This is a genomic window from Vogesella mureinivorans (assembly GCF_007644035.1).
GTDB lineage: Bacteria > Pseudomonadota > Gammaproteobacteria > Burkholderiales > Chromobacteriaceae > Vogesella > Vogesella mureinivorans.
On the sequence record NZ_VMTV02000585.1, the window covers coordinates 1 to 313 of the forward strand.

Sequence of the window (313 nt, forward strand, 5' to 3'; positions counted from 1 at the left end):
TCGCTTCAGCCGCCGCCCAGTGCGTGCACCAGTTCGACCACATCGCCATCGGCGAGCACGTGCTCGGCATGGCGGCTCTTGGGCACGATCTCGCGATTGACCTCGACGGCAACTCGGCGGCCGGCGTGGCCGAGCTGCTCGATGAGAGTGGCGACCGTGGTGCCGGCAGGCAGCGCGTGCGCCTCGCCGTTCAACTGGATCTGGATCATGGGGCGCTCGGACATCGGAGCAGAGGGTGACTCTGAGGAGGCTGCGTCGCGCAAAAGCCTGTTCGCGCCATTGCCTGCGCGAGGCATGCGAGGCTAAGCTCTCG

The 313-nt window shown here is 67.4% G+C and carries 1 protein-coding gene; it reads right to left on the reverse strand.

Annotation, left to right across the window (positions count from 1 at the left end; genetic code table 11):
• Positions 1-5: 5 nt before the first annotated feature.
• Positions 6-209, reverse strand: coding sequence for a sulfur carrier protein ThiS (thiS, locus tag FLQ44_RS16390; RefSeq protein ID WP_147695272.1), 204 nt, complete (start codon positions 207-209; stop codon positions 6-8).
• Between the last annotated feature and the right edge of the window lie 104 nt (positions 210-313).

Coding starts and splice junctions, on each gene's coding strand:
- thiS (WP_147695272.1), bottom strand. CDS start 209: ATGATCCAGATCCAGTTGAACGGCGAGGCGCACGCGCTGCCTGCCGGC.